Source organism: Pseudoalteromonas sp. XMcav11-Q, from assembly GCF_040104525.1.
Lineage (GTDB): Bacteria > Pseudomonadota > Gammaproteobacteria > Enterobacterales > Alteromonadaceae > Pseudoalteromonas.
Map to the genome: position 1 here is coordinate 135,395 of NZ_JBECOX010000012.1, position 24,387 is coordinate 159,781.

Consider the following 24,387-nt stretch of genomic DNA (forward strand, 5'->3'; position numbering starts at 1 on the left):
AGATTTAGCCCCTTTCGGGGCTTTGTTGTTTTTATTATTAACTCGATTTAGTTACTTGTGCCGGCGACACTTTCGCAGCTTCTTTGGCAGGCAGGTACACCGCCAATGTACTCACAAGCCAAGTAAAAATAGCGACCCCAACCAATAACGGGATCTCTACCACACTTTGCACGCGAACATTATTCATCAAAAAATAGTAAAGCAAAATCGAGAGACCAAAGCCTAGCACTAAACCGATAAAGACTAAAATTGTATTTTCTTTAATTAAAGACCACATCACTTTGCCTTTAGATGCTCCTAACGCACGAAGTACACCATGATCTTTCTTTCTTAGGCTAACAGAAAAGCTGACAAGTGCGACAATACCAAGCGCGGTGACCACGCATGCTATGATGCTTATACCTGCCATGGTGAGTGCAAAGGTGCTACGGCCATCCCACAAACGTTTTTTTGCCCTAGCAACAAACTCTACTCGCTCAACCATTCGTCCGCTGGTGTGATACAGTGCCGTTTCAACTTCTTCTAGCACTCGCTCAGACACACCTTTTTCAACCCTGACTAAATAATTTGCCCGTTGACGGTTACCCCATATGACCTCAGGTACAACCCCTGAATTGTAGTGTTGTTGATTGTATGTTGCGCCTTCTCCAAGCATTTTACCTTTATAAACACCAACTACTTGATGTGGAATGCGTTGTCTTGAAATATACACCGTCTGCCCAAGGGCAGAGTCACCACCAAATAAAGACGTGGCAAGGTCGTCACTTATCATAATAACGCCTGCATTTTTTGTTGCCTCATCACCTTTTATAAATTCGCTGGCATAAAATCTCCGCCCCTCAACAAGTTCAAGCCCAAGTACATCTACCCCTTTTTCATCCAAGCCAAAGTAGCCGAACACGCTGTAATCCGTTTCTGGTTGGGTATCTTTAAAAATAGTCCATCCAGGGCCTAAGCTGTTTAATACCAGCTCTCTACCAGCATAAGATGCGGCAACGACCCCAGGCACATTTTCAATCGCTTGAATATCCTTTTCTATAAGTGACTGCACGTCTACGGAGGTATCAAACACACGCGTCGTTACATTGAGAATTTGTTGCTCTTCCAACTTTGAAGGAATTAGCCAGTTTTGCAGCGTTGCATAGCTGATAAACGCGGTATTGCTGACAATCATCACGGTGATCGCGATTTGTAGAATAATTAACAGCGCAATACTTTTTTGTTTTAAGATCAGTTTTAAAATATGTTTAATCGCCATACTTACCCCCTTAACTCTGCAGCTGGTGATACACGGCTACTACGGTATACCGGATATAATCCAGATATCCCAACCGCCAAGAAAATACCTATGGTGGTCAAAAGTGCCAGCTCACCATCAAACTGATAGATTTGACGAACCTGCTCGGCAAATGCCATATAATCCGTCTGATACATACGCAAATGGAACATCAACTCGAGTCCTGCAAATGCGAGTACAAAACCAAGCAACACAGATGCAACTGTGAGCATGAGAATTTCTAGAAAATGAATTTTCATGATCACCCCACGATTTGCACCGAGGGCTCGGTAAAGGGAAATAAGCTTACGATTGGCTTGGAATTTGGCCAGTAGGATCCCCACAGTGTTCACTAGACAAATGGCAAATAGTAAATATGAAAACGTTAGGTAAATGGCTTCCCATGCCATAAAACGCTGGATCAAAATATAGAGCTCACCCATGCTATAAAAATCGGTGAGATTGTTGTGTTGAAAACGGCCAACCACTTGCTGATTTGCAGTATAGTTATTCAACCAAGTTTTTAGCTCTGCAAGATGTGCCACCCCCATATCATTTTGGTACTGGAACCAAACCGTCAAATAACCACATTCAGCACTTTTCAGCATGTCGATACTGCCGCTACGCGGGTTGGTTGCGGTGTATAAATCGTCGGTTCTACACGATACTTGCCCTGTTCTTGGAAAGTTTTGCGCATAGGCATAATTTAGCGGGATAAATGCATCGTGATTGTAATTATTACTAAAGCTCAAATCTTGGAAACGACGTTTATAATTGCTTAAATCAACCACGCCCACGACTTGTATTTGTTCGCCTTGAACTTGAATAAACTGCCCGACAGAATTCGCCCCACCAAAAAGATGGTCATTAGCGTTTTTACTGATCACAGCGACCGCTTCACCACTTTGCTGGCTTTGTTCACTCCAAGAAGCTCCGTGGATAAACGGCGCATCTAGTACACTAAACATTTCTCTATCTGTACCAGAAGCTTCTACACTAATAGGTCTAACTGAGTTATCCGCCAGCCCCACAATAAACTCTGTGGTGTAGTTAAATGATAGATGCTCGTATGGTAAATCCGCTTGCTTAAGCGCCTCTGCATCTTGATATGTCCAGCGTGGAAATTGGTTAAAATCGACAACGTCTTGGTCGCCATCAAAAAAATTTAGGCCCGCGGTGTACAAGTGATCTCCCTTATAACCAATCACCTCACTGCTGCTTTGTTTTACAATGGCTGACATCGTCAACATCAAGGTGATCCCAACTGCAAGGTTGATCACCATCAGTGCGCTTAGCTTGGGTTTTTGCTTTAATCCCTGCCAAGCTAATAGTATTAGCTCTTTCATCGCTTACTCCTACACTGCCAGCTCAGTTAGCTGAGATTTGGTAATGTCGGTTAGCTCACCATCAAGAATTTGGATATTACGACCCGCTCGTCGTGCCAGCTCATTGTCATGGGTTACCATAATCAATGTTGTACCCGCCTGATTCACTTCTTGTAATAAATCCATCACTTGCCTTGCCATTAAGCTGTCTAAGTTACCCGTTGGCTCATCCGCTAGTAGGAATCGCGGTTTCCCCGCCAAAGCTCTGGCAATAGCCACACGCTGCTGTTGCCCGCCACTTAGCTGTGCGGGATGATGTTTCATTCGGCTTGCAAGCCCAACGAGTTCAAGCGCTTCTTCAATGCGCTTTTTACGCTCACTGGCCTTAATCCCCCGAAAAATGAGCGGCACTTCAACGTTGTCATATAAAGATAAGTCGCTGATAAGATTAAAGCCTTGGAAGATAAAGCCAATTTTTTCGTTTCTTAGCTGAGACAACTTTTTATCGTTAAGATTGGCAACGTTTTCACCATCTAGAAAATAGTCACCGCGCTCAAAACGCTCTAACAAACCGGCAATGTTCAAAAAGGTCGTTTTGCCTGATCCTGACGGGCCTGTGACCGCAATAAACTCCCCTTCTTCAATGGTTAAATTAACATTGCTGAGCGCATGGGTCTCAATCAGATCTGTGCGATAAATTTTGCTTACTTCATTCATTTTTAACATTGTCTATTCCTTCTCATTCTTATTCGGTACGCAAGATGAGGCTACTTCCCGAGTAACACTCGCGCTTTGTTATTGAACGGATCTAAACTTGAAATCACGATTTCTTGTCCTTCACTCAGGCCCTCGATAATCTCAACTTCAGAAATACTTTTTACACCGAGCTGAATGGGTGTTTGATCAGCCTGCTCACCGACAACCGTATAGGTAAAACGCCCTGCGCCAGTTTCAACAAATGCACCACGCCTTACTTTGAGCACGTCTTGCTTTTGCGACAGGATAATTCTTGTAGATACCTTTTGGTTTTGGCGAAGACCACTTGGTTGTTCATCAAAGCGTACTCGCGCACTGACACGGCCAGCTTCGATTTCAGGGGAAATAGCGACCAGCTTTGCATGGTATTGGTATTGATTGATAATTACTTCAGCGGCCATGCCGACACCTAGATTGTCGGCATAAATTTCTGGTATTTGCGCTTCAACCTCAAGCTCTGAAAGGTCAACCAAGGATATTAGCGCCGCATCTCGCTGTACAAACTGCTTTTGCTGGACATGCACCGTACCAACAATACCCGACAACGGCGATATAATGTTAAGTGCCGCTACCTGACGCTGCACTTCTTCTAAAATATGCTGTTGTCTGGTTAGGCTCAGCTCGCTACTTTTTAGCTCAAACGCAAGTCGCTCTTGCTCAAGCTTTAGCGAATCGATGGCGTGACGCTCTTGTAGCTGCGCGCGCTTAAGTTCAACCATTGACTGTTCAAGCTCTAATTTTGAGATAATTTGCTTTTCGATGCTTTGTTTTGAGCGCGCCATTTCCCGCTCCGCCGCTTCTAAGTCTACTTTCGCCATTTCCATGCGTTGTTCGGTATCGAGTAGCTGCTGTTTAATCGAGATCCGTTGGCGCTCAACTTCGGTTTGTAAACGTTCAAATGTCGCCTCTTCTTGTAGTAAACGGTTGGTTAGCTCTGGACTGTCGATACTAAGCAACGCTTGCCCAGCTTTGATGGCATCACCGGGTTTAACGTTTAGCGTTACTGTGCCCGAAGCGATGGCGTATAAGTCTGGATTATTCGCAGCGAGCGTACGCCCTTCAACACGAATATCCTCGCTGATATCACCTTTCACTACCGTGGCAATACGTACTTGCTCCCGCGATACCGTCTGCTCTGCAGATAAAATCGTGTTAATGCTTGGCCAAGCACTGGTTAATCCACCTAAGGTGATGCCAACGGCCAACAACGCAATCACAGGCTTTTTTATGGTTCGCTTTTTTGCGATTTGTTTGTCTTGCGCACTTGTATCTTTAATCATGCTACCTCCTTGCGGACAAGAGGGTGTCCGCGATTATTATGAATAACTAATAACAAGTAGCGTGCCATAATTTATCTTACTGTTTTATATGCTATTTATGTAATTTAACGGCTTTATTGAGAGGGTTTGGACGGACACCGGACAGTTTGCGGACAAGGGAGCTTTATATCAATTTTCTTAATTAAGTGATCTATTCTGCAGCGAGAAAATTTTGTCGATAACACCGCTACTGCATCCTGCTACCGCCAAGGTGCCTACATCCATATCTGCAAGGCAAAGGTTTTGCTATTGAGTTGTTCTAAATAAGAAATTTTTAACGCAGGTAGCGTCAGATTTACACCTTCAAATTGAGCTAGTATTAAGACAAATTGGTATTAAAAAATATGTTTAAGCTTGATGGTTAGGGCCTGTCCAGCCGTGCGAGTCACTTTGACATTTTAGTGATGTGAACACATGCAAACATCTTGATACTTGATCAAACGTTTCCTCTTCTATTGGGAATTTAATCTATCTGCAGCCAATATATACTTGTTATAGCCGGTTTTACCGGCTATAAATTTTTGCCATCATCAGCCATTTCCCAGTACTTTGGCAGGATCCGTTTTGGTGGCTTGCCAAGCGGGATATAAGCTTGCGACGACAGCCATAACAAAAGTCGTGACTAAACTGATATAAATGTCTGTCCAAATAATTTTGCTCGGTAAGTACTCAATAAAGTAGACGCCTTCAAGCGGATTGGTATCACTCATATTGATCCAGGCTTTAAAAATATCGGGGATATTAATAGCAATAAAAATGCCGATCCCTGTGCCTAGCAGTGCACCTATCCCTGCATACGTCACACCTTGCAGCGCAAAAGTCGAAAAAATCGTACTGTCCTGTGCACCCATCGTTTTCAAAATGGCAATATCCGCCCGCTTTTCTTTTACTTCCATCACCATAGAAGAGACGATATTAAAGCTCGCTACAGCGATGATTAGAAATACCACGAGATAGACGATAGTGCGTACCATCTGAATATCTTGATACAGTCCGCCTTGCGTTCGAAACCAAGACGATACGTACACTAAATCGGGTAATGCCCTGCCCGCTGATGTCGCAATTTGCTGTGCCTGAAACACATCACTCACCTTGGCACGCAAGTCCGTTACTTGGTCTTCTCTAAAATCCATCGCTTCTTGCAGTGCGTTAAGTGGCACTAAGGCTAATGTTTGGTCAAGTGGCCCGCCCATATCGATAAGCCCCACCACCGTCGCCGTTAATCGCTTTGGCGCAGCGAGTGGATTATCCGAATGTTTGTTAGCAACCAAGAGTTGAATATTATCGCCAGCCACGACGCCAAGCTTGTCAGCTATCCCTTTGCCGATGATCACTTCACCCGGTTTTAGTGCCTTTAGTTCTGCGCCTTTTATAAAATCATCTATGCTCGACACCGTATGATGCCTATTCGGTGCGATCCCTTTTAACTGCGCCGCTTTTAAGGTGCCTTTGTATTGCAGCATGGCTGTTAAGTTAATTTCAGCCGTCGCGCTTACGACGCCACGTTGACTCTCCAAGATCTCTACTTTTTGCTGCCACGCTTGAATAGGGTCGTAAGGTGCTTGATAACTAACTTGCGGCACCACCGACAACAGCCGCTGCTCTAATTGTTCTTCAAAACCATTAATCACAGAAAGTGCGACTATCAATACTGCCATACCCAGCATTACACCAAGCGTAGAAGCACGGGTTAAAAAACCAATAAAGCCAAGCTGACGTTTAGACTCTCTAAAACGTTTGCTTAAAAAATAACTAAGCATGCTGATACACACCTACTTTGCCATCGTCCAGTTGCACTGCACGACCAAGCTTATCTGCCAACTCTAGGTCGTGTGTTACAACAACAAAGCTGGTTTTTAGTTGCTGATTGAGTTCGGCCAGCAAGTCATAGATCCTTAGCGCATTATGCTTATCAAGATTGCCGGTTGGTTCATCAGCTAGCACCAAATCAGGTTCTGTTACTAGTGCTCTTGCTATCGCAACACGCTGTCTCTCCCCCCCAGAAAGCTCTGAAGGCTTATGATCAGCACGATGACTCAAGCCTACTTTATCAAGCATGAGTAATGCTTTTTCGCGGGCTTGTTTTGCTTTATTACCGGCAATTAGTAATGGCATCGCCACGTTTTCAACCGCGCTAAACTCCATCAACAAATGATGAAACTGATAGATAAAACCCAAATGCTTATTTCTAAATTCCGCCTGCTTTTTACGTGACAGCTTGCCAACTTCCACACCTTTGATTTTTACACTGCCGGTGGATGCTTTATCCAAGGTACCGAGAATATGCAGTAAAGTACTTTTACCTGAACCCGAGCTACCTACAATGGCAAGCATCTCACCTTGGGTTACAGATAAATCAACGCCTTTTAGTACCGTTACTTCGGCTTTACCATCTTGGTAGCTTTTGACCAAATCTTGGCAGTCAATGACTAAATCACTCATATCTTAATACCTCTGCAGGCAGCACACTCGACGCGCGTTTAGCTGGATACAAGGTTGCTAAAAAGCTTAGCAATATGCTGCCCACTGCCATAATCGTTAAATCTGTTAGTTCTATTTTGACCGGAAGTTCAGCGCCACCAAGCAACTGAAGGCCTGCGAGGTGGAGCACCTCATTAATATTGTTCGAAAGCAATAATCCACCAGCAACACCAATGAGTGTGCCAAAAATGCCGTTATACATCCCTTGCGCCATAAACACTTTAGCTATCATTTGTGGTGTAAAGCCAAGCGTTTGCAAAATAGCCACTTCCCCTTGCTTTTCACTCACCATCATAGATAGCGCTGAAATGATATTAAATACAGCCACTATCACAATAAGGCCAAGTAATAGCGACATAATGCGCTTTTCCATTGCAACCGCCGCAAACAATGTGCCTTGCTGAGTTTGCCAATCCTGTATCTCGAGCCCTTGTAACAAGCTATCCGCTTGCTGATAAAAATCAGGCAGACTAAAGGCATCATATAAATGAATGTTAAGGTCGTATTGCTCTGGCTTCTTGCGCATTAACCGCTGTAAACTCTTCCCGTCGGCAAATGCCAAATAAGTGTCAGCTTCGCTTTGGCCATCATATATGGCAGCTACGGTAAATAAGCGCTGCGTCGGTGTGCGGCCAAGCGGTGTGTATGTGGTGAATTCAGGCATGATCACGCGAAGTTGTTGACCAACGCTTACGCCAAGTTTATTGGCTAAATAGCGACTCAGCGCCACTTGGTATTTTTGCTCATACAATCGAGTTAAGCTACCTGCGCGTACGGCGTCATCTAACGCTGTTTCATACCCTTGAAATAGTCCTTGAAGTTGCACACCCACCAAATCTTGATTGGTTTGTAGAATTACGTCACTTGCAACATATGGCGAAACTTGCTTAACCAAAGGATGATTTTCAATGGCTTGTAATTTATTTTGATCAAGTTGCTCATTTTCCTTAATTTGCACATGCGGGATCAAATCAAGCATGGCGGCTTTTAAGGTTTGCTCAAAGCCATTCATCACTGAGCTGACGGTGATCAAACTCATCAAGCCAAGGGCGATACCCGCAATTGAGAAAAATGAGATAAACGATATAAATGCATTGCCTTTCGCAGCACGGCTATATCTTAACCCAACAAAGAGGCTAACTGGTTGAAACATAATCTATCTCGTAAAAAACTGCTGCACGGATACTAACATACTCAAAACCAGATTGATGGCAGGATTGCTATAAAAAGTGTGACAAACTATAAATTTGTTGACGTTTAGCTGTGCATTGCTTATCCCGTCAAAACGTTACTACTCGCCATACTTAGCGATTACCTTTTGCGGATCTGATATGGCACGTTTCTGCGTTTGACTACTGTTGATTTCACCACCGATGTGTGGGTATCACCCAGCGTGGAGACTTTATCCAGAATTTCGTCTAGCTTAGGCATACTCTCAAAACACAACCTCACATAAAAACAATCCTCTCCCGTCACTTTGTCACATTCAATCACTTCAGGAATGTTTTGGATCATCGCTTCAAGTTGTTTTAGTTTACCAGGATGCTGACGAATACGCACAATCGCTGTCAGCGGGTAATCAAAGCTTGCTGGGTCTAATTCAATACTGTATTTACTAATTACCCCATACTCTTCCATACGTTTCATGCGCTCATTCACACTCGGTGAAGACATATTCACAGCACGAGCCATTTCAGCAACAGACACTCGGCTGTTGTTTTCTAACAGCGCTATAAGCTTGCTATCTATCGCATCAAGCGACCATTTTTCATTATTAATTAATTTTCGCATTTTTGCCTTTCATTTTTAGGAAAATAGAAAAATTAGCCTTTTATTGTCTATTAGCAATACGGCAAACCCTAAGTAATATGCAAGTATAGAATTGAATATGACAAGGTGTGAACAATGTTTGGCTCAGATAAAGAAAAAGGTTCGATAGAGATGGTAATAGCTATGGTGCTATCTGGCACCATAGGATACTTTGTCGTCAGTGCACAACAATCCTATTGGAACGTGGTATTTTTACGTTGTGTTATTGGCGCGTTGTGCCTTCTTGGATACGTGCTCGTAACAAAGCAACTGACAAAAGAGGTGTTTAAAGGTCCCGTTTTTATAACCATCTTGCTCGGCGGTATCGCGCTGGTCGGAAACTGGGTGCTGTTATTCGCCTCATTTGACTATATTCCTTTTTCAATTTCAATCATCGCATACCATCTACAACCTCTGATGTTGGTATTACTAAGCGCGGTGCTTTATCGTCAGTATCCAAGTGAAGCAATCCTTTTATGGTTGGCCATCGCCGTGCTGGGGTTATGGTTGGTTGTTGGGATCCCGTATCAAGAAATAGTCGCAGTTATTTTTGCACCAGAGAGCAATCAAGCCGTTTTTGGTCTGCTACTGGCGCTCGGAGCAGCATTTCTGTATACCATTACAACGCTGATGACGAAAAAGGTAAGCCAAGTGCCATCCGGTGTGGTTGCTGTGATCCAAATCTTTTTTGGTGGCTTATTTTTGTTGCCTTGGGTTGACTTTGCACACTTCCCAGAGACTTCATCGAGCTGGGGTAATATCTTATTCTTAGGCGTCGTCAACACAGGGTTTATGTATGTGATCATGTATGACGCGTTCCAACGCCTAAGCACCACATTAATTGCTATTCTTTCTTTTATTTATCCGGTCGTGGCGCTGTTTGTAGATTTTATTGCATTCGAGCACACGATTTCGATACTACAAACGCTTGGGATTGTTTTAATCTTAACGGCAGTCAGCGCTGTAAAGTTCGATTGGAAGTTAGGCAAGTTATTTAACCTGAGGTTTGGATAAGGAGTGTTCCAACTCATTGTTGCTAAAGCACAACTTAGTTTTTCCTTGTCTAGCCAGAGAGTTTTAGGGAAAACACCGCTTCCGCGTCCTGCTCTCGCTAAGGTACCTACATCCTGTAGGCAAGGCGAATTTACGCACCAATAGCTGGCTATTGGAAGTGAATTCAACGCAGTTAGCGCTAAAACTGGCTGCTAGAAAGGCATTAATTATCCGCAGCTCAGGTTATTTAGCACACCAAAGCAAAAAATCAGTTAATTTAGCTAATTTGAACTTAAAGGAAACACCGGTGATAAAAGCAGAGTAAAGTGCAAGTACTTTGCTCTGCTGCCGTTGACTAGCTTACTGCTCTAGGTAACAAATAACCGCTGCTTGCTTAGGGTTGCTTTGTGTATCTTCAATCAGATAGCTCGCTTTTTTACTGTTTTGGCATAAACACATGTCATAATGACTGATCATGTAAGCATTACCTACAGCATCTTCATCCGTTTTTTGGATGCTACAGGTAGGCTCTCTCCAAATTGGATCCCAGCCGCTTTGGCCAATGGCAACAATTTTAATGTTTTGTTGAGTAACGAGTGCTTTCGCCTCTTCTACTTCTTGAGCAGATACAGACAATGCGGTGAATGCAACGAGTGCGGTGATTAGCTTTTTCATTTTTCATCCTTAATTTAAGTCAGCGCTATAGATAAAAACAGCAAAATACTGTAACAGTAATCAAAATATTGAATAAAAGCTCTATAGCGCTCGCTATTTTATTCATTAAATATGACAACTCAAGAATAAATTCATTAAATTTATAAAAACAATTTAAACCTTAAAACTTCATCATAAAAAATCTTGCCCACATACGTATGCCCACACCTTTTAGGCCTCTTACATTTAGAATAAATAGAAATATAAAACATAGTTAAAATAACAAAAATGAATAACGAAGTTTAATTCCATTTATCTTAATAGCGCAATTTACACAACAAACTCGCACACTTTAAAAAATAAAAATTTCATTAACGTAAACACCATCATTTTTTTAATTCCGAATAACACAAGACATAACTCAAGAAACAAAAACCCGCCCATGATTATTAAGATAAATTACTTTTCACACATTCAGAATATTAGTACATAGAGCATTTACACCAAAATTAATTCAATAAAACTCAAATGTCAAAATTAGAAAAACAGCATTAAAAATAACAAACTTTATTACTTCATAAAAAACAACAATAAAATTATCTAGGTTAATTTAGTCAAAATAAAATCATTAGCATCTAAAGAATTTCAATGTTTGAATACGCAACTTGTGAACACAGTGTAATTAAAATGTGTACAAACAAGCTTTTAATTGCCTATTTATCATACTTCTGCATTAAGGTTTTTTGAGATGAATGACTTTTCTTCAAGCACTTGCTTTGAACTTGTCTCTGAAGCACTAGAGGATATCGAAGCTCTTCATGACGAGCTTCAAGGTATTGATGAGGATAAACATACCAGCCACCGCGTTGTTGACATCGCAAGGCAGTTAGTCGCATTTAAGTCGATCACACCAGATGACGTTGGTTGTCAACTGTGGTTAGCACAAGAGTTACGAGCTTTGGGCTTTTCAATCAAACACTTACCCGTTCGTGATGTAAGTAACTTAGTCGCAAGCATAGGTAACAACAGCGATGCTAGATTTGCTTTTCTTGGTCATACCGATGTAGTACCGGCCGGAAGTGCACAAGATTGGCAGTTTAACCCTTTTAAGCTGACAGAACACAATGGCTGCCTCTTCGCTAGAGGTATTGTTGATATGAAAGGCGCTATTGCCGCATTTTTCTGTGCAATTGAGACTCTAGTGACAGAATTTGGAATACCGGAAAAAGAGCTTTGGTTGCTACTCACTAGCGACGAGGAAGTCGAAGCGGAACACGGAACCAAGCGGATCACTCAGTTTTTAAAACAGCAGCGTATCACATTTGATTTTACCTTGGTCGGAGAGCCAAGCTCAGAAGCGCAAGTAGCAGATACACTGAAAGTCGGTCGTCGTGGTGCTTTGTCTTTTACCGTCAATTTACATGGTAAAAGTGGGCATGTGGCTTACCCTCAAAAAGCGACCAATGCCATCCATCTAGCACAAAATATTATGCAAGCATTATTGTCAATGGATTGGCCTAAGCACTGTGATAACTTTGACTCGACCACACTACAATTCACTCATGTAAATTCTGGCGATTTTGTTGACAACATTATTCCAAGCCAATGTCAGCTAAATTTTAATATCCGTTATACACCCGCATACAACGAATATGAATTGGTCCAGCTGGTCAGAGAAACCATCGAAAAACATACACTCAATTATGCATTAACGACCAATAACTCCTGTAAACCCTATTACTGCGTAAATAATGATGAGATCCCTTCTCCATCCCTCGCTATCGTCTGCGATGAAATCAACAACCAATGTCATTTCACACCAAAACTATCGACCGCAGGGGGAACATCGGATGGCCGCTTTATTGCTGAAATATCAACCTCAGTATTAGAACTTGGATTGGTGAACAAAACCATTCATCAAATAGATGAACATACAACAACATCCGACTTAATCCAGCTTCAACAACTTTACTACGGCATCTATAAACGCCTGCTCTACCCTACGCTTCATGTTCACTCAACCACTCAAGATGAACTGCTGCAACTTCGCTAATTAACAGAAAATAGATAACTTCAAGGAATGCATTATGGCAATCGAAAATGAACGCTCTGTTCGCCCCGCAAACGACACGCTACCGATAGCAATTATTGGCATGGGTTGTCGTTTCCCAGGTCACGCGAATAGTCCTGAATTGTTTTGGGAAAATATTAAACATGGTGTCGATTGCATCATAGAAACCCCAGAATCGAGATGGAATATCGATACTCATTATTCGTCTGTAAAAGCGAATAAAGGCAAGTTGAGCTCAAAATGGGGTGGCTATATCGATGATATCGATAAGTTTGATCCAGCATTTTTTGGGATCACGCCTCGTGAAGCCGAGTTTATGGACCCTCAACAACGTAAACTGCTGGAGGTAACTTGGGAAGCGTTGGAAGATGGTGGGCAAAAGCCATCTGAACTCGCAGGAGAGTCGGTCGGCGTTTTCATGGGTGGGTTTACGCTTGATTATAAAATCATGCAATTCACTAACCCAGATTTTGACAACATTGATGCTCACACTGCGACGGGTGTTATGATGACGATGCTTTCTAATCGCATCTCTCATACTTTTGACTTTAATGGCCCCAGCATGTCCATCGATACTGCTTGTAGCTCCTCTATTGTCGCATTAGATATGGCCTGTAAAAGCCTACAGACCGGGGCAAGTAATATGGCACTCGCAGGTGGTGTGCTATTACATTTGGCACCACAATATACAGTATCCGAGTCTAAAGGCGGTTTCTTATCTCCGACTGGTTTTTCTCATGCTTTTGACGACTCCGCAAACGGTTATGTCCGCGCTGAAGGCGCTGGCGTCGTTGTGCTCAAGCGCTTAGATGATGCGATTAAGGATGGCGACCCAATTCATGCGGTGATCTTAGCCACCGGTGTAAACCAAGACGGTAAAACACAAGGGATCACGGTGCCGAATGGGGATGCCCAATTGCGCTTGATGAAGGAAACCTATGCCAAAGCGAATATTGACCCCGGTAAAGTGCAGTACATTGAAATGCACGGCACAGGCACGCCTGTTGGCGACCCTATTGAAGCAAAGTCAGTTGGAACACTCCTTGGGATCAACCGTGATCAAGACGATAAATGCTACATTGGCTCGGTAAAAACCAATATTGGCCATACCGAGGCAGCCGCTGGTATGGCTGGTTTGTTCAAGGCGGTCAAAGCCATTCAAAACAAACAGATCCCACCGCATTTACACTTAAAATCAATTAATCCTAAGATTGATTACGCCAACGCGCCGTATGAGATCCCCACTAAACTTACACCTTGGCCTAAGCACGAAGGTTTAGCCGTTGCGGGGGTAAACTCCTTTGGTTTCGGTGGAACCAATTCCCACGCGGTTATTCAAGAATTTGTTGCGCCAGAAGTACCATCAATACCTCCAGCAAATGAGAATGGCCTAAAACTTTATCCATTGAGTGCAAGAGATCAACACGGGATCCATCGCTTTGCCAAAGCGCATAATGAATTTTTGCAAGACAGCGATGCATCACTCAGTGATATTATCTACACACTGGGTGAGCGCCGTGAACATCACCAATATCGTCATGCAATTTGTTTCAAAAATGCAGAGGATCTGCAACAACAACTACAAACATTAAGTCATGATGCTGAATTTGCTGTGGCCAACACTCTGCGCACACTGAAAAAAGATGAGCAAAAACTCGTGTGGGTCTTCACCGGTATGGGGCCACAATGGTGGGCAATGGGCCGTGAGCTGTACCAATCAGAGCCAACTTTTAAAGCGATGATCGATGAGTGTGATAGCTATATGTCAGCGCTTACAGATTGGTCATTGGTTGATGAAATGCTTGCCGATGAATCAGCGTCAAACATGCAATATACTTGGCTCGCTCAAACGGCAAACTTTGCCGTGCAAGTTGCACTTGCAGCAATGTGGCGTCAACACGGCATTTCACCTGATGTCATTGTTGGCCACAGTACCGGTGAAGCAGCAGCATTTTATGAAGCCGGGGTCTACTCATTAAAAGATGCTTGCACCATCGTAGTCCATCGTAGCCGTTTACAACATCAATGCCGCAACACAGGTAAAATGATGGCGGTAGGACTCTCTGACAGTGATGTCACGCCTTATCTCAACGACCAAGTTGAAATTGCAGCAGTAAACAGTCCAAACTCTGTCACCCTAGCTGGTGAAGAAAATGCGTTACACAGTATCGAAACACAACTGAGCGAAGCTGGTGTGTTTTGCAAGTTTCTCCGCGTTGAAGTGCCCTATCACAGCCAGTTTATGGAACCGATTAAGACCGAATTGCTCGAGTGTTTAGCTGGTATTCAAGCTAACAACGCACATACTCCATTGTATTCAACGGTAACAGGAACACTTGCAGAGGGACCTGAGCTTGATGCTAACTACTGGTGGCTCAACGTCCGCCAAGCCGTGCGTTTTGTTGATGCCACCCGTGCAATATTACAACAAGGTTACCAAGCATTTTTGGAACTAGGTCCACACCCTGTGCTTGGCGCATCTATTGCCGAAACCGCAGAAGAACAAAGTTGCTCAAGCGTTGTCGTCTCGAGTATGCGCCGTAAATCCGACGAGCAACACACCTATTACCACGCCGTAGCTCAACTGTTTGGTTTAGGCTTTGAATTAAATTGGTCAGCCATAAATGGTCGAGGTAAGTTCACTACGTTGCCAACTTACCCGTTCTTGCAAGAACGCTTTTGGACCGAGCCTGAGTACTTTAATCAAGTGCGTTTAGGGCAAAGTAACCATGCTTTCTTGGGCCGTAAACGCAGTGAAGCTGAACATGTTTGGAACGCGGTAACCGACACAAATCGCGATAGTTTTTTAAGCTGTCACCAAATCCAAGGCAATACCCTCTTCCCCGCTGCTGGCTTTATTGAAATGGCGTATGCTGCAGCCAAAGAGACTTGGGGCAATGGCAGCTATGCACTCGACCACTTTGTTATCGATAAAGCGTTATTTTTGAATAATGAACACGCTCCCAATGTGCAATTCATTTTGCACCATGATGAACCGAATTTTAAAGTGGTAAGCCTCGAAGATGGTAAAACGACCCGCCATGTTCAAGGGACAATCCGCCGAGTACAAAGTGCCAACCTTGCTGAGCCTATTGATCTCAATGCTATTCGTAGTGCCGCTACTAGCGCGCAGCAGCACGATGAGTTTTATGCACACCTAAAAGAATTTGGTTACGAATATGGTCCATGTTTTAGAGCCATTGAACAGATCTGGGCAACAGACAACGGCGTGCTTGCCAAAATCTCTTGGCCTACTCAACTTGAGCGAACAACACAATTTACCCTACACCCAAGTCTACTAGATGCGTGCTTCCAGACGTTAGTATTTACAGAGCTTGCAAGTGCTAATGCTCAGCAATTCTCTATCCGCCTACCAGTGATGCTAGAGCAGATCCTGCTTTGCGGGCAGAACAATACTGATTTTTGGTGTTATACCCAAATCACTCATCGTGACGACGAAAAAACGGTCGGTGATTTATACCTCTGTGATGAGTCTGGTCAAGTCTTTGGTGTTATCAAAAACTTTATTGCACAAAGCGTTGACTCCGCTGCAAGTGGGATCACCACCAGAACCATAGATAGCTGGCTTTACCAAGTTAATTGGCTTGCAGAGCCTGATCAGGAAATACAAGAAACCGACACATCGGGTCGTTGGGTGCTCCTCGCAGATCAATCAGGAACAGCCGAACAGGTAGCCGAACGTTTAGTAAAGCTTGGCCACTCTAGCTGTATCGTTAAATCTGGTGAATACTTTGATATCGACAGAGACCATTGTCATGCATGGCTAGTTCCCGATTCACGGGATCACCTGTCACAACTTATCGAGACTTTGGGCAAACAAGAAATTCGTGGCGTTGTGCATTGCTTTAGTCTAGATAACAGCGCGATAGAATCACTGACCCTTGCTCAACTGCAAAGAGAAAAACGTCAGTCGCTACATTCATTGTTAAATCTAGCCAAAACCGTAATTGAACAAGACTGTAAATTCCCGCTTTACGTGGTAACACGCAACGCCAGCCTCGTTAATAGTGAGCAACTTACCGCGGTGATGTCCGCTTCGTTAACTGGATTTAGCCGAGTGCTCGCACAGCAAGAACTGGTTGATAATTGGGGTTGCCTCATCGATGTTGATGGCCAAAATGATGCCGAACATATCACAGCTAGATTATTAAGTGACCGCCAAGAAGGGGAAGTTGCTTTTAGGGAAAATCAGGCCTATGTTGCTCGTTTAGAGCAGGCAACGTCACTTCAACCCGCCTTCCCAACTCGCGTGCAAAGCCATAAAGCACAATTGATCACGGGTGCATTTGGTTCAATCGGTCAGTTAGTTTGTCAGCTACTCGTCGATAGAGGTGCACGAAACCTCATTTTGCTTGGTAGGAGTCAATTACCTGAGCGTAAGAGTTGGTCAGAACTTACCTCAAGCGACCGTAACTATGATCGCGTTCGGTTTATTCAACACCTTGAAGATCAGGGCGTTAATGTCTCGTTATGGCAGACAGACTTAACTCGAGAGCGTGAACTTCACGCGGCCCTTGAGTCTTATCATCTAAGTGCACAAGCACCGATCAACGGATTATTTTTCTGTGCTGGTATCGTCAATGACACCTTACTTGGCAACATGGATACCAGAGCATTTGACGGTGTGTTTGACACCAAAGCGATTGGTGCGTTGATGCTTCACAAAGCACTCAGTAAAGTTGACCTCGAACATTTTGTACTCTTCTCCTCTGTCGCGGCTCAAGTCACTACCGCAGGACAAACAAACTATGCTTCTGGCAACGCTTTCTTAGATGCCCTCGCCCACTACCGTCGCAATCAGGGTCTTCCGGCGCTGAGTATCAACTGGGGTCCTTGGGCTATTGGTATGATTGAAGAGTTGGGTCTCGCCGAACATTACAAGAACCAAAGGGGCATGAACTGCATCTCACCAAGTGCGGGGATGGCTGTGCTTGAACGTATTCTAGACCAAGATCAACCTCAACTCTTAGTGTGTGACGCCGATTGGTCCAAAGTAACCAATTGGTATGCAGGAAAGCCGAGTTTATTTAGTCACTTGGCTACCCAAGAAAACGACAAGCAAAGCCACCAAGAGCAAGAGTTTGCTCCTTTATACCAGCAAACAGACAGCGCGCTTCGATTACCGCTTGTTGCCGATCATCTCGCTAATGCTGTCAGCCAAGTATTACGCTGTAAACGAGAGCAAGTGGAATTAGATCTATCACTCGGTAATCTCGGTATTGACTCTATTATGGCGACAGAGCTGAGAAATAAGATCACCACCCATTTTGGCGAAACCCTAACGATTGTGCGTCTTCTAAGTGGTGCATCTATCAACGAATTAAGTATAGAGCTTAATGACAAACTCGTGGAGTCGCTTGGCTTTGAAGTCATAACCACAGAAACATCACAGGTTCAGCCCGTTTCCGAGACCAAGGTTAACTCTATTATCGCATCTGATGCCAATGTGGAAGCTGAGTTCCCACTTTCCTACGGACAAAAAGCGATTTGGTTTATCAATCAACTCAACCCAAGTAGCGCTTCCTACAATATCGGCGGCGCGATGCATATTCCTAGTGCCCTGAATATCGACGCGCTGAAAAAAGCCCTTAGTGCTGTAGTAGCTCGCCACCCAATGTTAAGAACAAACTTCTTCTTTAAAGATGGCGAACCCTATCAAAGAGTCTGGACTCATCGCGAGGATGCACTTCAAGTCATTGATGTACATGGTAAGTCTTGGGAAGACATTCAACCTATGATGATTGCAGACAATGAACAGCCTTTCGACCTTGAGCACGACCCACTGTTTAGACTGTATTTGTATAAGCAGAATGATCAAAGCTACTACTTTGCAGTGACGATTTATCACATCATCTCAGATGCATGGTCAAATTACATGTTTATCGATGAAATGCAGTCACTGTATGCGCATTTTTCAAAAAGTGAACCGTTAGCACTCAGCGAGATAACGTCAAGCTATGAAAAATTTGTCGATTGGGAAACACGCTTTGTTCACTCTCCACGCGGCGCGGCAAACTATAAGTTTTGGCAGAATCACTTACCTGCTGAGATCCCCGTATTAGACCTTGCAACCGACAAACCTAGACCTGCGGTACTCACCAACGTTGGTGATTCATATCATTTTGAGTTAGATAAAGCCCTCACGTCTTCATTGAATACCCTTGCAAAGGCACAAGGGTCCACCATGTTCATGGCGTTGCTTAGCATCTATTACGCAGTCATGCATAAATATACTCAGCAGGATGAGATCATTATTGGCAGTCCCGTGGCCGGTCGTACAAATCCAGAGTTTTCAAACGTCTATGGTTACTTTGTGAATCCCCTACCGCTATGCGCAAGGTTTGATCCTGAAACGCACTTTACTTCGCTTTTAGCGCAGGTGAAAGACATTACCCTCAACGCACTAGATCACCAAGAATATCCGTTTGCGCTGTTAGTGGATAAGCTTGGTATTGAACATGATGCCAGCCGCTCTACGGTATTTCAGGTCATGTTTGTAATGCTCAATCACCGCGTTGAGCAATCGCATATGGATGAAAATAATGTCGCGTACTATAAGGGCTTTCCTATGCAATTCATGGAACTGCCTGAAGAAGAAGGTCAATTTGACATTACGCTTTCGACCTATGAAGAAAATGGCGTGTTCAAAGGCACATTAAAATATAATACCGATCTATTCGAAACCGAAACGATAGCGCAGCTGGCTCGGGACTATATCGCACTGACGCGAATGGTCGTTGATAGTCCAAATCGGCCACTTTCGGAGCTTGCCTTAACAAGTCCAGACGCAATAGATGCCTTGGCGACATTTGCTGAAAGTCAACAAAACGCACCTGCATTACCGACTTTGGTCAGCCAAATAGAAAATGCGGCGCAACATAGTCCTGAGCTTCCTGCCCTCAGCATTGCCTGTGCAACAAATGCCGGAGAATTGGCTGCTACTTTGAGCTATTGCGAACTGAACGGTCAGGCAAATCAGTTGGCGCGACTAATTAATTCGCAGCTAGATAACCAACCTAGTCAAACGATTGCCTTACATTTTGAAAAATCTATCGCATTAGTTGTTGCTTGTATCGCTACGTTAAAAGCAGGTCATCATTTTGTGGTAATTGACCCGCAGCAACCCAATGAACGCAAGCAACTGTTGCTTGAGCAAAGTCGCTGCGCGTTACTACTTTGCGAAGAAGCGCTAACATCAGATCACCCTACACTACTTTGGGAAAGCTTCCAAAGCCAACGAGATGAAATCAGCGAGCACAATTTGGCGTTAAATCATCAGCCAAATGACATCGCGTATATTGTCTTTACTTCTGGCTCTACGGGTACGCCAAAAGCTGTCCAGGTCAGCCATCAAAACTGGGCTACGATCGCTGTGGACTGGTTAGCCCAATTTGATTTAGCACCCACCTCTCATCATTTACAATTGGCCAGCCCAACCTTTGATGTGTTTTGTGGCGATCTCGCGCGCGCATTTTACAATGCGAAGCACTTAGTGTTGTGTCCTAAAAATATGATGCTGAACATGCCGGTGTTGTATGACCTCATTGAGACACAGCAGATTGATACGGTTGAGTTTGTGCCCTCTGTGGTTCGTAATCTCATCTTATTCGCAAAGCAAAGTCAGGTTGGATTCACCAGCTTACGTAGAGTGATTGTTGGCTCTGAGCAATGGCAAATCGCTGAATACCGCGCACTCAAAGGATTGCTACAAGAAGATGCTCGACTATTTAGCTCCTACGGCACATCTGAAGCAACCATAGACAGTAGCTTCTTTGAGGAATCAGAACAGTACCTGGAAACCAGCGCAACGGTGCCTATCGGCAAGCCTTTCAATGCAACGCAACTTATCTTGCTAGATAAGCAAAATCAATTAGTATCCAGTAACGCAGTAGGCGAAATTGCAATTGCGGGGCAAGGCGTAAGTCTTGGCTATCTCAATAATCCAGAGAAAAATGCCAGCCAATTTATCCAACTTCCCGTGTCAGAAAATAGCACCCTACGGGTATATAAAACGGGTGATTTAGGTAAGTGGGACAAACATGGCAACCTACATATTCTGCAACGTATCGACAACCAAGTAAAAATACGAGGTCACCGCGTTGAGCTTGGAGAAATAGAGTCTAGCATCAACCAGATCCCAGGAATTAAGCGAAGCTATGTAAAAGGGATAGAAGTACATGGGCAAACCCAATTAATTGCCTACTTTGAGTCGGAGCTTGCGGTCGGTACTGAGTTTGTCCTCGAGCAGTTAGAGAACCAGCTACCAAGCTATATGGTACCTAGTAAGCTGGTTGCAATTGATCAATTTCCATTACTGAGTAACGGTAAAATCGATGCAGCGGCATTACCACAGGTTGAACTCGCCGAGTTGGTAAGAGCATTCGTAGCGCCTGCCACCTTATTTGAGCAGCAGCTCGCTGAGATTTGGTCCAATATGCTAGGGCAAAAATCCATTAGTCTTCATGATGATTTTTTTGCCCTTGGCGGTAACTCTTTATATTTGATTGAGCTAATGGTCAGGATCCAATCAGCCTTCAGCATCAAAATGGAAGTTAATCAGCTATTTAGATTTACAACCTTACATGGCATGGCGAGTGCAATTGAAGATGTAGTAACAGGAAAAGAAACCGGCGCGTCCCCTTACCTTATCTTCAATGCGGGTCAATCTACTCGTTTATTTGCGCTACCACCAGCGGGTGGTTACAGCATCGTTTACAAGGCATTTGCCGACGCATTGCCTAACACTGAAGTGATCTCTTTTAACTACCTCGAAAGTGACACTAAGGTTAGCGACTATGCCGACCAAATTATGCAAATTCAACCTCATGGCCCCTATACCCTATTTGGATACTCCCTTGGTGGTAATTTAGCCTTTGAGATTGCTAAGGAACTGGAAAGCCGAGGTCAACGTGTCGGGGATGTGGTGATCTTAGACTCATTCAGGATCACCGAAACAGTCAAAATGCGGGAGCAAGACTTCGCGCACTTTGAGCAAGAGTTAAAAGCACATTTCGCCCGCCACACCGGCTCAAATACGGTACACGAGCATACACTGGCACAAGCGAGAGACTATATCGATTGGTGTTATAAAGTGAAAAACTTAGGTCAGGTTCACGCAAAACTGCACTTTATCGTCGAGCAAAATGCACATGCAGAAGCTGCTCGTCTAACCAGTTGGGATGCAGCATCAGACGCCGAAGTCATTACCTATCAGGGAGTTGGTAAACATGAGGAAATGTTGATGCCCGATATGATGCAGGCAGGCAACGGCGCAATTATGCAAAGTATTCTACAGGATACCCAAAGCCGAGCGGTAATAGCAACAAACGTGGAGTAACAGCTCGCCCCAAAGCCATCGCTTTGGGGCTTTCTAACGACTTTAAGGACAGAATTATGACCACACAAAGACAATCTATGATCATCATAGGTGCCGGTATGGGTGGACTCTCAACCGGTAGCTATGCACAAATGAACGGCTACAAGAGCGTGATCTTAGAACTGCACGATATTCCCGGCGGCTGCTGCACATCGTGGGAACGTAGAGATTATATTTTTGATTGGTGTATTAGCTGGCTACTGGGTAGTGGCTCAGGCAACGGCATGAATCAAATCTGGCAAGAGTTAGGTGCGCTGGATGATAAAGAAATTAGAGACTTTGAAATCTTCAATTCAGTTATTGATGAGGAATTAGGAGAAGTACATTTCTACGCAGATCCAGATAAACTCGAAGCCCACCTTTTAAGCATTTCTCCCGCAGACAAGAAACTCATCAAACAATTTTGCGATGGCATTCGTGAATTCGTCAAAATGATAGACGCTTATCCCTTTCTGGTGCCAGTTGGCATTATGTCACGCTGGCAGAAGCTAAAAATGATGTGGCCATTTATCAAAAAATTCAATTTAATCCGCAAATCCATGGCGACATTGATGTCGGACTTTGCTGCTAAGTTTTCACATCCGCTGCTGCAAAAAGCATTTAACGTTATCTTTTATGAGCAACATCCCAGTTTCCCACTGCTACCTTTCTACTTTAATTTGGCCTGCGCGGCGAAAAAAAATGCAGGTGTACCCGAAGGTGGCTCGTTAGGTCTCGCACAATCGATGGAAGCAAGATATAAAAAGTTGGGGGGTGACATCATATACAACACCCGAGTACACAAGATCTTGGTCGAAGACAACAAAGCCATCGGTGTCGAGCTCAGCGACGGCCAAAAAATGTATGCCGATATCGTGATCTCAGCATGTGACGGTACGGATGTGGTAAAAAACATGCTTGATGGCCAGTATTCCAGTCCTGTGTTAGACAAGCTATACGACGAGTTAAGAGAGACCGATGGTCAAATGTTCCCAGGATACGTCTCTGTATTTTTGGGTGTAAACAAAGACTATACCCATCATCCCCATTGCCGCACCCACTTGTTAGACCAACAAGATCTTGTCCACTGCCCTGGTATGACGCACCCGGGGATCAATGTGCAGGTGCGCAATGTACACTACCCGCATATCGCCCCAGAAGGCAAATCCGTGCTTTATATCACTTACTTCTCAACTTATGAGCCATGGGCTGAATTAAATAATTTCCAAGAAACAACGGCGACTAAACGCCATCACACTAGGGTCAAGCGTAGCGTTCAATATCGCCTCGCTAAAAAGACCTTAGGTGAATTTATAATCGATAAGCTCTCCACTCATTTTGAGGGACTAAAAGAGCATATCGAATATATCGACATCGCGACCCCTTTGACCCAAGTTCGCTATACCCGCAACAGCAAAGGAACGGTATTGGCGTGGCAGCCATTTTTGGAAAGTGGTGAAAGTTTAGAAGACGAAATAAATGCCAACGGAACAACGGGACTGCCAGGCCTTAGCAACTTTTATATGGCTGGTCACTGGGTGACAACCGGCGGGTTGATCCGCGCTGCAGCTACAGGCAGACATGTTCTGCACTTTGTATGCCGTGATGATGACAAGCCGTTTCAGGCTTGGATCGGTGAAAACCCACTACACCAACCTCAATCTTATAGCGAACAAAAGCAGCATGTTGCTTAACCAAGAGAATTAAAAGGAAATATTATGAGTACTCGTATTGGCCTATTTTATGGCAGCACAACAGGTAACACTGAGGCCGCAGCAGAATTAATAAAAGCAAACCTAAACCAGTTTACCATCGACCTCTTTGATATAGCAGACACCGAATTAACCTTAACCGAGAACTATGAATTTTTGATTTTTGGTATTTCAACGTGGGAATACGGTGGTTTACAGGATGATTGGGAGTCACGTTGGGAAAGCCTAGCACAACAGGATTTCAGCGGAAAAATCGTGGCTATCTTCGGTCAGGGCGATCAAGTTGGTTATGACGAGTGGTTTCAAGACGGTATCGGCATCTTACACGATAAACTAACCGAACAAGGCGCCACAGCAATTGGTTACTGGCCAAATTCAGGTTACCACTTCACCAAGTCTAAAGGGTTAAGTGAAGACGGCAGTGAGTTTCTCGGCTTGTCGCTTGATGATGATAACCAACCAGAACTCACCGAGCAGCGCATCAACGACTGGTGCCAAGAGATTGCCGCCGTGCTTCAAGAACTTACCTGCGAAACAGCTTAAGGCGCACTTTGTGTTTTCGCTCGGCAGGCTAATTCGATATTTAAAATGGCTAGTCGAGCATCATTAAAAGAA

The 24,387-nt window shown here is 44.0% G+C and carries 14 protein-coding genes; 5 read left to right on the plus strand and 9 right to left on the minus strand.

The features are described 5' to 3' along the window. Positions 1–37: 37 nt before the first annotated feature. The 8 genes from ABMY45_RS18260 to ABMY45_RS18295 form a co-directional block, all read right to left on the minus strand. Positions 38–1,258 (minus strand): FtsX-like permease family protein, encoded by a 1,221-nt coding sequence (locus tag ABMY45_RS18260; RefSeq protein ID WP_349289307.1) that lies wholly within the window; start codon positions 1,256–1,258, stop codon positions 38–40. A gap of 2 nt (positions 1,259–1,260) precedes the next feature. Beyond that, complete coding sequence (locus tag ABMY45_RS18265) at positions 1,261–2,622, minus strand: ABC transporter permease (protein WP_237115996.1); 1,362 nt, start codon at positions 2,620–2,622, stop codon at positions 1,261–1,263. 9 nt (positions 2,623–2,631) lie between these two features. Beyond that, entirely contained in the window at positions 2,632–3,327 is a 696-nt protein-coding gene (locus ABMY45_RS18270; RefSeq protein ID WP_010604884.1) for an ABC transporter ATP-binding protein, read from the minus strand. A 41-nt stretch (positions 3,328–3,368) separates the two neighbouring features. Then, positions 3,369–4,637, minus strand: a complete 1,269-nt coding sequence (locus tag ABMY45_RS18275; protein WP_349289308.1) for an efflux RND transporter periplasmic adaptor subunit — start codon at positions 4,635–4,637, stop codon at positions 3,369–3,371. Between the two features lie 569 nt (positions 4,638–5,206). Next, positions 5,207–6,436: a lipoprotein-releasing ABC transporter permease subunit gene (locus ABMY45_RS18280; protein ID WP_349289309.1), complete on the minus strand. Its 1,230-nt coding sequence runs from the start codon at positions 6,434–6,436 to the stop codon at positions 5,207–5,209. Further along, positions 6,429–7,118, minus strand: a complete 690-nt coding sequence (lolD, locus tag ABMY45_RS18285; RefSeq protein WP_045990679.1) for a lipoprotein-releasing ABC transporter ATP-binding protein LolD — start codon at positions 7,116–7,118, stop codon at positions 6,429–6,431. The genes ABMY45_RS18280 and lolD overlap by 8 nt, the downstream gene beginning before the upstream one ends. Next, a complete protein-coding gene (locus tag ABMY45_RS18290; RefSeq protein ID WP_010604888.1) occupies positions 7,111–8,310 on the minus strand; it encodes a lipoprotein-releasing ABC transporter permease subunit in 1,200 nt (399 codons plus the stop codon). Before ABMY45_RS18290 ends, lolD begins: the two co-directional genes overlap by 8 nt. A gap of 158 nt (positions 8,311–8,468) precedes the next feature. Next, complete coding sequence (locus ABMY45_RS18295; RefSeq protein ID WP_102056889.1) at positions 8,469–8,948, minus strand: Lrp/AsnC family transcriptional regulator; 480 nt, start codon at positions 8,946–8,948, stop codon at positions 8,469–8,471. 114 nt (positions 8,949–9,062) lie between these two features. Here ABMY45_RS18295 and ABMY45_RS18300 point away from each other — a divergent pair, with 114 nt between their 5' ends. Then, on the plus strand, positions 9,063–9,980 hold the full coding sequence (locus ABMY45_RS18300; protein ID WP_349289310.1) for a DMT family transporter: 918 nt from the start codon (positions 9,063–9,065) through the stop codon (positions 9,978–9,980). A 339-nt stretch (positions 9,981–10,319) separates the two neighbouring features. On the opposite strand, the gene ABMY45_RS18305 is transcribed toward ABMY45_RS18300, so the two are convergent. Further along, positions 10,320–10,634: a hypothetical protein gene (locus ABMY45_RS18305; RefSeq protein ID WP_010604891.1), complete on the minus strand. Its 315-nt coding sequence runs from the start codon at positions 10,632–10,634 to the stop codon at positions 10,320–10,322. 727 nt (positions 10,635–11,361) lie between these two features. Between ABMY45_RS18305 and dapE the strand changes: the two genes are divergently transcribed. Genes dapE through fldB form a run of 4 tightly spaced genes read left to right on the plus strand, consistent with a single transcriptional unit; the run spans position 11,362 to position 24,315 of the window. After that, positions 11,362–12,666, plus strand: coding sequence for a succinyl-diaminopimelate desuccinylase (gene dapE / locus ABMY45_RS18310; protein ID WP_349289311.1), 1,305 nt, complete (start codon positions 11,362–11,364; stop codon positions 12,664–12,666). A gap of 34 nt (positions 12,667–12,700) precedes the next feature. Continuing rightward, a complete protein-coding gene (locus ABMY45_RS18315; RefSeq protein ID WP_349289312.1) occupies positions 12,701–22,042 on the plus strand; it encodes an amino acid adenylation domain-containing protein in 9,342 nt (3,113 codons plus the stop codon). 56 nt (positions 22,043–22,098) lie between these two features. Next, on the plus strand, positions 22,099–23,754 hold the full coding sequence (locus ABMY45_RS18320; RefSeq protein WP_349289313.1) for an NAD(P)/FAD-dependent oxidoreductase: 1,656 nt from the start codon (positions 22,099–22,101) through the stop codon (positions 23,752–23,754). Positions 23,755–23,778: 24 nt separating this feature from the next. Then, complete coding sequence (gene fldB / locus ABMY45_RS18325; protein WP_010604895.1) at positions 23,779–24,315, plus strand: flavodoxin FldB; 537 nt, start codon at positions 23,779–23,781, stop codon at positions 24,313–24,315. Positions 24,316–24,387 lie beyond the last annotated feature (72 nt).

Bases quoted from the DNA above. Each gene is read 5' to 3' on its own strand.
- ABMY45_RS18260 (WP_349289307.1), bottom strand. From the start codon at position 1,258: ATGGCGATTAAACATATTTTAAAACTGATCTTAAAACAAAAAAGTATT.
- ABMY45_RS18265 (WP_237115996.1), bottom strand. From the start codon at position 2,622: ATGAAAGAGCTAATACTATTAGCTTGGCAGGGATTAAAGCAAAAACCC.
- ABMY45_RS18270 (WP_010604884.1), bottom strand. From the start codon at position 3,327: ATGTTAAAAATGAATGAAGTAAGCAAAATTTATCGCACAGATCTGATT.
- ABMY45_RS18275 (WP_349289308.1), bottom strand. From the start codon at position 4,637: ATGATTAAAGATACAAGTGCGCAAGACAAACAAATCGCAAAAAAGCGA.
- ABMY45_RS18280 (WP_349289309.1), bottom strand. From the start codon at position 6,436: ATGCTTAGTTATTTTTTAAGCAAACGTTTTAGAGAGTCTAAACGTCAG.
- lolD (WP_045990679.1), bottom strand. From the start codon at position 7,118: ATGAGTGATTTAGTCATTGACTGCCAAGATTTGGTCAAAAGCTACCAA.
- ABMY45_RS18290 (WP_010604888.1), bottom strand. From the start codon at position 8,310: ATGTTTCAACCAGTTAGCCTCTTTGTTGGGTTAAGATATAGCCGTGCT.
- ABMY45_RS18295 (WP_102056889.1), bottom strand. From the start codon at position 8,948: ATGCGAAAATTAATTAATAATGAAAAATGGTCGCTTGATGCGATAGAT.
- ABMY45_RS18300 (WP_349289310.1), top strand. From the start codon at position 9,063: ATGTTTGGCTCAGATAAAGAAAAAGGTTCGATAGAGATGGTAATAGCT.
- ABMY45_RS18305 (WP_010604891.1), bottom strand. From the start codon at position 10,634: ATGAAAAAGCTAATCACCGCACTCGTTGCATTCACCGCATTGTCTGTA.
- dapE (WP_349289311.1), top strand. From the start codon at position 11,362: ATGAATGACTTTTCTTCAAGCACTTGCTTTGAACTTGTCTCTGAAGCA.
- ABMY45_RS18315 (WP_349289312.1), top strand. From the start codon at position 12,701: ATGGCAATCGAAAATGAACGCTCTGTTCGCCCCGCAAACGACACGCTA.
- ABMY45_RS18320 (WP_349289313.1), top strand. From the start codon at position 22,099: ATGACCACACAAAGACAATCTATGATCATCATAGGTGCCGGTATGGGT.
- fldB (WP_010604895.1), top strand. From the start codon at position 23,779: ATGAGTACTCGTATTGGCCTATTTTATGGCAGCACAACAGGTAACACT.